Origin of the sequence: Solemya elarraichensis gill symbiont, assembly GCF_002021095.1 — a bacterium.
Lineage (GTDB): Bacteria > Pseudomonadota > Gammaproteobacteria > Chromatiales > Chromatiaceae.
In genome coordinates, this window is the sequence record NZ_MPRK01000072.1 from 1 (window position 1) to 7,843 (window position 7,843).

The 7,843-nt window shown below is 53.3% G+C and carries 9 protein-coding genes and 1 pseudogene; 4 read left to right on the top strand and 6 right to left on the bottom strand.

Features of this window, described 5'->3' with window-relative positions:
• Positions 1-1,583: DNA helicase RecQ (gene recQ, locus BOW51_RS05190; protein WP_135568067.1), on the top strand; the 1,583-nt coding region annotated here is incomplete at its 5' end.
• Positions 1,584-1,590: 7 nt separating this feature from the next.
• Here the strand turns inward: recQ and ppk1 are convergent.
• Entirely contained in the window at positions 1,591-3,657 is a 2,067-nt protein-coding gene (gene ppk1 / locus BOW51_RS05195) for a polyphosphate kinase 1 (protein WP_078476772.1), read from the bottom strand.
• 167 nt (positions 3,658-3,824) lie between these two features.
• Between ppk1 and BOW51_RS11855 the strand changes: the two genes are divergently transcribed.
• The 3 genes from BOW51_RS11855 to BOW51_RS05210 all read left to right on the top strand — a co-directional run bounded on the left by BOW51_RS11855 (position 3,825) and on the right by BOW51_RS05210 (position 5,921).
• On the top strand, positions 3,825-4,154 hold the full coding sequence (locus tag BOW51_RS11855) for a cold-shock protein (RefSeq protein ID WP_306341489.1): 330 nt from the start codon (positions 3,825-3,827) through the stop codon (positions 4,152-4,154).
• A gap of 84 nt (positions 4,155-4,238) precedes the next feature.
• Complete coding sequence (locus BOW51_RS05205; protein ID WP_135568068.1) at positions 4,239-5,255, top strand: thioredoxin fold domain-containing protein; 1,017 nt, start codon at positions 4,239-4,241, stop codon at positions 5,253-5,255.
• A gap of 36 nt (positions 5,256-5,291) precedes the next feature.
• The gene (locus BOW51_RS05210; RefSeq protein WP_078476767.1) at positions 5,292-5,921 is read left to right on the top strand and encodes a DUF2238 domain-containing protein; all 630 of its coding nucleotides are present in this window, start codon (positions 5,292-5,294) and stop codon (positions 5,919-5,921) included.
• Here BOW51_RS05210 and BOW51_RS05215 read toward each other — a convergent pair.
• The 5 genes and pseudogenes from BOW51_RS05215 to BOW51_RS11095 all read right to left on the bottom strand — a co-directional run.
• Positions 5,918-6,496, bottom strand: coding sequence for a superoxide dismutase (locus BOW51_RS05215; protein ID WP_078476768.1), 579 nt, complete (start codon positions 6,494-6,496; stop codon positions 5,918-5,920). The two genes, BOW51_RS05210 and BOW51_RS05215, sit on opposite strands and share 4 nt — an antisense overlap.
• 71 nt (positions 6,497-6,567) lie before the next feature.
• Entirely contained in the window at positions 6,568-6,801 is a 234-nt protein-coding gene (locus BOW51_RS05220) for a DUF6489 family protein (protein WP_078476769.1), read from the bottom strand.
• 93 nt (positions 6,802-6,894) lie between these two features.
• Positions 6,895-7,350 (bottom strand): HIT domain-containing protein, encoded by a 456-nt coding sequence (locus BOW51_RS05225; RefSeq protein ID WP_078476770.1) that lies wholly within the window; start codon positions 7,348-7,350, stop codon positions 6,895-6,897.
• Positions 7,343-7,585, bottom strand: a complete 243-nt coding sequence (locus BOW51_RS05230) for a Rho-binding antiterminator (RefSeq protein ID WP_078476771.1) — start codon at positions 7,583-7,585, stop codon at positions 7,343-7,345. The genes BOW51_RS05225 and BOW51_RS05230 overlap by 8 nt, the downstream gene beginning before the upstream one ends.
• Positions 7,582-7,843 (bottom strand): annotated as a pseudogene (locus BOW51_RS11095) (class II aldolase/adducin family protein); the annotation flags it as partial. The pseudogene BOW51_RS11095 and the gene BOW51_RS05230, both read right to left, overlap by 4 nt.

Consider the following 7,843-nt stretch of genomic DNA (forward strand, 5'->3'; position numbering starts at 1 on the left):
TCAATGCGGCCTGTTACAACTCTGCATTAAACGAGAGTGACGCAAGGCAGACCCTGGCACGCTTTCACGCAGGCGAGCTTGACCTGCTCTACGTCGCGCCTGAACGCCTGATGTCGCAAGCCTTTCAGGATCGATTGCAGGAGATTGATATCGCCCTGTTTGCCGTCGACGAGGCGCACTGCGTCTCCCAGTGGGGGCATGATTTTCGTCCTGAGTATGTGCAGTTGGGCGAGTTGCGAGACCGGTTTCCGGATATTCCGATGATCGCACTGACCGCGACTGCCGATCCGCAGACGCGCAAGGACATTGTTCAGCGCCTGCGCCTGCGCCAGCCAACAATTCATGTGACTGGTTTTGATCGTCCCAATATTCGTTACAGTGCGCTCGAGAAGCGTAAACCATTCGATCAGCTCAAGGCGTTTGTCGATCGCTTCAGCAGCGAGCGCGGCATTGTCTACGCACTCAGCCGCAAGCGTGTCGAGGAGCTGGCATTCAAGCTGCAGCAAGCCGGTTACAAGGCAGACGCCTACCATGCAGGCTTGCCCGCATCGACACGTGAGAAGGTGCATGAGCAGTTCATGCGAGATGAGATTGACGTGGTTGTGGCGACCGTTGCCTTCGGCATGGGCATCGACAAACCCAATGTGCGCTACGTGGTGCACTATGACCTGCCGAAGAATATCGAGGGCTACTACCAGGAGACGGGCCGTGCCGGCCGTGATGGCCTGCCTTCTGAAGCGCTTTTGTTGTTTGGTGCACAGGATATGGTGATGGCGCGCCGCCTGGTAGAGAACAGCGACAACGAAGAGCAGAAGCGCATCGAGAACCACAAGCTCAACAGCATGATCGCCTTTGCCGAGGCACTCACCTGCCGTCGCCGTGTACTGCTGCACTACTTCGGTGAGGAGTTGAAGGAGGATTGCGGTCACTGTGATACCTGCAATGATCCGCCCGAGTGTTATGACGCGACAGAAGACGCGCGCAAGGCACTCTCGTGCGTTTATCGCGTCGGACAGCGTTTTGGTATGCGTCACGTCATAGATGTGCTGCGTGGTGGCGACAATGAGCGCATTCGCAACCTCGGGCATAATCAGCTAAGTACCTGGGGCATTGGTCGGGAACAGGGTGATGCAGAGTGGTCGAGCCTGCTGCGCCAGCTGATCCATCGCGGTTATCTTGAACAGGATATAGCCAACTACTCGGTGCTAAAGCTGACAGACGAAGCCCGCCCGCTATTACGCGGTGAGATTGCATTGCAGCTTGCAAAGCCGAGACTCAAAGAGTCCGCAGGCAAGCGTAAAAAGCGCGTAACCGCAGATGTTGAAGGGCGTGATGAGTTGTTGTTCGAGGCACTGCGCGGGTTGCGTCGCGAGCTGGCAGATAGCGAAGGTGTCGCCCCTTACATGGTGTTTGGAGATGCCACGCTTACCCAGATGGCGATTCATCTGCCGCAGAACCGCTCCGAGTTTCTCGAGATTAATGGTGTTGGCGAGAAAAAGCTCGAGAAGTACGCGGAAGCCTTTCTGCAGGAGATCAGCGATTACCTCTCAGCGAGGGGCAACAACCAGGCTTCTACACTCTGAAACCTCTCTACCCCTGCATCATCTCTATCAGTATCTCGTGCGCGTTGCGCGGCTTGGCGCGTTTCGATGGCTTGAGGCGCTTGTATGTTCCGTTCGGTTTCAGCACCCATGACTGGCAGTTGTCGCGCAGGTGGGTGGTGAAGGTCTCCTTGATGATGCGGCGCTTGAGCGCATACTGCTCAACCGGAAAGCAGCTTTCGATGCGCTTGAAAAAGTTGCGCCCCATCCAGTCGGCGCTGGCGCAATAGAGATTCTCTTCGCCGTCGTTGTAGAAATAGAAGACGCGTGTATGCTCGAGGAAGCGTCCCATGATCGAGCGCACATGGATATTTTCAGAGACGCCCTTGACGCCGGGACGGATACCGCAGACACCCCTGATGATGAGTTCGATTTTAACACCCGCTTGTGACGCCTTGTAGAGCTCCTCGATAATCTTCGGTTCGATCAGGGAGTTCATCTTGGCCCGGATCAGGGCTTTTTTGCCGGCCTTTGCATGCTCTGCCTCGCGCTTGATGAATTTCACCATGCTGGTGTGCAGGGTAAATGGCGCGGAGAGCATCTTTTTCAGGTTGAGGCTCTTGCCCAGACCCGTCAGCTGCAGGAACAGGCGGTGTACATCACTGCCGAGTGCGCTGTCATCCGAGAGCATGCCGTAATCCGTATAGGCTTTTGCTGTGCCTGCATGGTAGTTACCCGTGCCGAGGTGGACGAAGCGTTTGAGGCGGCGTCCCTGGCGTCTGACAATCAGTGTCATCTTGGCATGCGTCTTGTGACCGACGACACCGTAGGCTACATAGGCACCGGCATCCTGCAGGCGTGCGGCAAGAGCGATGTTTGCCTCTTCGTCAAAACGCGCGCGCAGTTCAATAACGGCGGTGACCTCTTTACCGGCTCTTGCCGCGGCAACTAGTGCATCGGCAATTGCTGAGTTAGATCCGGTGCGGTAGAGCGTCATTTTGATCGCAACAACTTTATTGTCGAGCGCGGCTTGCTGTACCAGGTTGATGACCGGATCAAACGACTGGTAGGGGTGATGCATCAGGACATTACGTTTATCGCTGATGTAGTCAAAAATATCCTGATCCTTGTTGAAACCCTCCGGGTAGCCGGGGCGTATCGATGGGAACTTGAGGTCGGGCCTGTCGACGATATCAACAACGGCAGCCAGGCGAGAGAGATTGACCGGCCCGTTGACCGGGTAGACGTCCTGCTCTTTCAGGTGGCATTTCTCGACTAGAAACGCCTTGAGTTTTGGCTGGATATCGTCGGCAACCTCAAGGCGGACTTCATCGCCATAATTTCTCGACAGCAGCTCGCCCTTCAGTGCGGCCAGCAGGTCATCGGCCTCCTCGCTGACGAAAAGATCCGAGTTGCGCGTGACACGAAACTGGTAAGAGCCAAGCGATGTCATGCCGGGGAAAAGGTCATCAACATGTGCATGGATGATTGACGACAGGAAAACGAAGGTGTTCGGGCTTCCACCGATCTCTTCCGGCAGGCGAATGATTCTTGGTAAAGCGCGCGGTGCCTGCACGATCGCCATGCCGCTGTCGCGCCCGAAGGCATCCTTGCCTTCGAGTTGTACGATGAAGTTCAAACTTTTGTTCAAAATACGCGGGAATGGATGCGCATTGTCGAGACCCAATGGTGACAGCAGGGGTGCCAGTTCACGCTTGAAGTGGTTATTCAGCCAGTTGGCTTGTTGCTCGGTCCATGCAGAACGGCGCAGGAATCGAATCTCTTCGGCCTTAAGAGCAGGGATGAGCTGCTGGTTGAAAACAATGTACTGTTCCTTGACCAGGCTGTGTGCCTCACTGGAAATTGCTTCCAGTTGTTGTGTTGCCGACATGCCTGCAGGATCCTGCGGATCGATGTTGTGCATCTGCTGCTGTTGCAGGCGCGCGGCACGCACCTCGAAAAACTCATCCAGGTTACTGCACGAAATACACAGAAAGCGCAGGCGCTCAAGCAGCGGCACGGTCTCATCCTGTGCAAGTTCGAGAACACGGCGATTGAATTGCAGGTTGCTGAGTTCCCGGTTGATGAAGAGGTCGGGCGTAAATTCACTGCTCATAGATTGAATGTCCTGGAAAATCATCTAAATAAACATCAATTGATAATTATACTCCTTGGCGAAGGGATAATGTTGATGCTTCCGTGATGTATCCTCGTGGAAGATTGCTTTTCCGGTATTGCTGAGTGGGTTGAGAGTCGTTACCCTGTATCTTTACGAATAACAATATGAGAGCTATGAAAGGCACAGTCGCAAAATTTAATGCAAAAAGAGGATTCGGATTCATTCGTTCGGATCAGCTCGATGATGAGATCTTTGTTCACATCACCAAGGTAGACGGCAGGCGCGCACTGCGTCCCGGACAGGATGTCACTTTCGATGCTGAAGAGACGGAAAAGGGCCTCGCGGCTGTCAACGTGGTCGTAGAAGGTGCGGAGTCGTCCGGTCGCTGCAAGCCAGTGACGATTGCTCTTGACGAGCAGAAAGATAAGACAAAGTACCTGGTGATTGGTGCTGTCATCCTGATTATCGTGGTGGTAGCTATTCTGTTGTTTTAACCGGATAACGAGGTGAGGGGGGTGAATATCAACCAAAGCAAATATTTTCAAACGAGTTGTTCCCGTCTCCTGTGTCTCCTGCTGTTGCTGTGGACGTCTCTGTCCAGCGCTGAAACGATAGAGAGCGGACTTCGCCATGTCGCTAATCCGGAGTGGTTCCACCATGGGCTGATCGATCTGGAGGCTGAGCTTGAAGCTGCGCGGGAATCCGGCAAGCAGGGCGTCATGGTGTTATACACCACCCAGGGCTGTACATATTGCACGGCTTTCATCAAGAAGAGTCTCGGCGATGAGCGTATCGCCAATCGGTTAAAGCAGCAGTTCATCTCTATTGGTCTGGAGATTTTCGACGATACTGAAATGACAGATCATCTCGGTAATGACATGTCGATCAAGGCGTTTGCAGAGTCGCAAAAGGCCGGCATGGCACCGACACTGCTGTTTTATGCACTCAACGGTAAGGATGAGGGGGAACTGATTTATCGCGCCATAGGCTACCAGTCACCAGAGCGATTTACCAAAATGCTCAATTACCTGGTTGAGGGGCATAGCAAGAGAACCTCGTTTCGTGATTACCTCGCAGCACTGCCTCCTTCAGATGCTCCTGAATCAGCAAGCCCTCACAAGCTGATTGATGATCCGCTATTCACCTCACCGCCACATGCGCTTGATCGCAGTCGTTTCGCCTCGGACAGGCCGTTGTTTGTACTTCTTGAAGCGGATGGGTGCGAGGCCTGCACCAATTACCATGAACTGGTGCTTGCAGATGAGAAAATACGTGCAACCTTGGGCCGATTTGAAGTCGTGCGTCTTGATGCCTCGGATAACAAGAGTCATATTGTTACGCCGGGTGGGCAGCGCATAACGGCAGCCCAGTGGTATCAGCAAGAGGATTTCAGCCGTCTTCCTGCACTGATGTTTTTCGATGAAAAGGGCATGCAAGTGCTGAAAACAGATGCCCTGGTAGAGCTCAGTCGAATGACGAACTCGATGGGGCTGGTTCTTGATCGTGCATATGAGCAAGGCTGGAGTTACCAGCGTTACGCGCGTACCAAGTCAATAGAAGCCAGCAACAAAAAGGCTGCAGAGGCTGCACAATAAGTACCTTTGTGAGGCTGATTAATTTGGGGTTATGAGATGAATAGTCCGTCGGTGCTCTATCCTTTCCTTTGGCTTGCTGTTTTTCTCGGTGTTCTTGCATGGTCAGGCATTGCCCCTGCCGACACCTACACATGGGTGCTGGAGGTCTCGCCGGCTGTTATCGGTCTGGCGGTAATGGCAGCGACATACAGGCGTTTCCCCCTTACCCCCCTCGTCTATCTGTTGATCCTGATCCATAGCATTATTTTGATGGTCGGCGGCCACTACACTTACGCGGAAAATCCGTTGTTTGAATGGTTGCAGGGGCCAATGGGTTGGGAACGTAATAATTACGACAAGCTGGGCCATATTGCGCAGGGTTTAATCCCGGCGATGATCGCACGCGAACTGCTGTTGCGTCTGCAGGTTGTTCACGGCCGTGGTTGGCTTGTGTTTGTCGTGATCTGTTTCTGTCTCGCGTTGAGCGCCTTCTACGAGTTGATCGAGTGGTGGGTTGCTCTGCGCAGTGAAGAGGCCGCAGAGGCTTTTCTTGGTACCCAGGGCTATGTTTGGGATACCCAGTCAGACATGGCTTGGGCGCTGTGGGGTGCGATTGCTGCACTGCTACTACTCAGCCGCCTGCATGACAGGCAGCTGGAGCAGTTGGCAGGGCGTCAGGTCAATTAGAGCTGGGCGTTAACGAAATCCCAGTTAACCAGGGTCCACCAGGACTCAACATAGGCAGGACGCGCATTGCGCTTGTCGACATAGTAGGCGTGTTCCCATACGTCGATGGTCAGTAGCGGGGTCAGCCCCTCAGTCAGCGGGCAGCCGGCATTGCTGGTGTTGAAGATCTCGACGCCACCTTCGGCATTCTTCACCAGCCAGGTCCAGCCTGAGCCGAAATTGGTGACAGCAGATGTGGAGAAGGCTGATTTGAAATCCTCGAATGAACCGAATGCTGCATCGATAGCAGCAGCGATCTCACCAGTTGGTGCGCCGCCTGCGCCAGGCGCCATGCAGTTGAAATAGAAGGTGTGGTTCCAAACCTGCGCTGCATTGTTGAAAATGCCGCCGGCAGGCGCACTGGTGACGATCTCTTCAAGAGACTTGTCTGCAAACTCGGTGCCATTAATCAGGTTGTTGAGATTAGTGACATAGGTTGCATGGTGCTTGTCGTGGTGGAATTCGAGCGTCTCGGCAGAGATGTGCGGTTCAAGAGCACTCTTTTCATAGGGAAGTTCGGGTAACTGGTGTTGCATGATGGATTCCATTGATTGTTTGGTTGATTACAGGCTGTTTTGTGGGCAGAAGATGCCCCGTAAGTGAATAATTAATCGTCCTTGTTGTCACTCTTCATGAAATTGGACATTGTGCGTTGAAACGCTTCCATGGATGAGAAGGATCCCTGCATATAGTTCTCGACAAGCTTTGCCGGATCCATGTTTTCAGAGAGCTGCTCTTTCATACGCTCGATCATCTCGTCATGCAGGGGGGTCAGGTCTGGCAGGCCAAACAGGCGGCGCATCTCTTCAGGTGTTACATCCATATCGACATTGATTTTCATTTTCTCGGCTCCTCAGGGCGATGACGTCAAGCATACCGCAGTGCAGCATAATATTGAAACCCTGCAGTAAAGATGTTTTTCGTGATTAAGTGACTATTGCGATTTTGGGCGCAAACTGACGCTGGGGGTGTAGTTGACCAGGCCACCGTTCAAGTGAGTGGCGAGTTGTTGTGAAATCTCTTCTGCAGCCTCTTCCGTCCAGCTGGTTTTTTGTTCTTCCCCCCAAACCGGCCCGGGCCAGCAGAAGTCGTTGCTGTTGCGCCCGATGACATGGATATGGAGCTGCGGCACCAGGTTGCCGAGCGCACCAAGGTTGATTTTCTCGACATCTGCTCTCGCCATCAAAAATCCTGACAGCGCATTGATCTCCTGCTGTACAAGGTACTGCTGCTCGGCATCCAGTTCGAACACTTCCCTTTTGTCGGTGTCGGGTACAAGAATGAACCAGGGCACGAGGGCATTGTCCATCAGCAGCAGTTGGCTGATCTCCATGCGGCCAAGCGGGTGGCAGTCTGCGGCCAGTTGGGGGTGAAGTTCATAATTAGACATCTGCATCTCCTGTTGGTGTGACCTGCCTGATTGTGTCGAGACGGATGAAGTTTTCATCATCGCTGGTACCAGACAGAATCAGGAACTCTGCATTATCCATTATCCTGATATCCCTGATAATACCCTCGAGTGGTGCAGTATTCCCGCGCAGTTGAATTGTGATCGGCGTTTTGTGCATCGCGTAGAGTTCGTATTGCGAGTGTAGATCACAACTCACAGGCTTATAGTTACTCATATGTTCGACGCTGTCATTCCGACTTGTCGTGCCAGCTGCAGCATTAATTCACCGGCCTTATCGAGAGTTTCACCCCAACAGACGATACCGTCCTCGTGGCCCCCCATTGATATGACATTGGATGTAAGGCGGCCGCAACGGATCATGTGTGCAAATTCATCCGCCATCTCTGTCGTACCATATGCTACGGCCGGATTCGTTACTGCCAGGCCAAGCGATTCAGCCTGCAGCCAGATTTCAGGGCTGTGTACATGTATG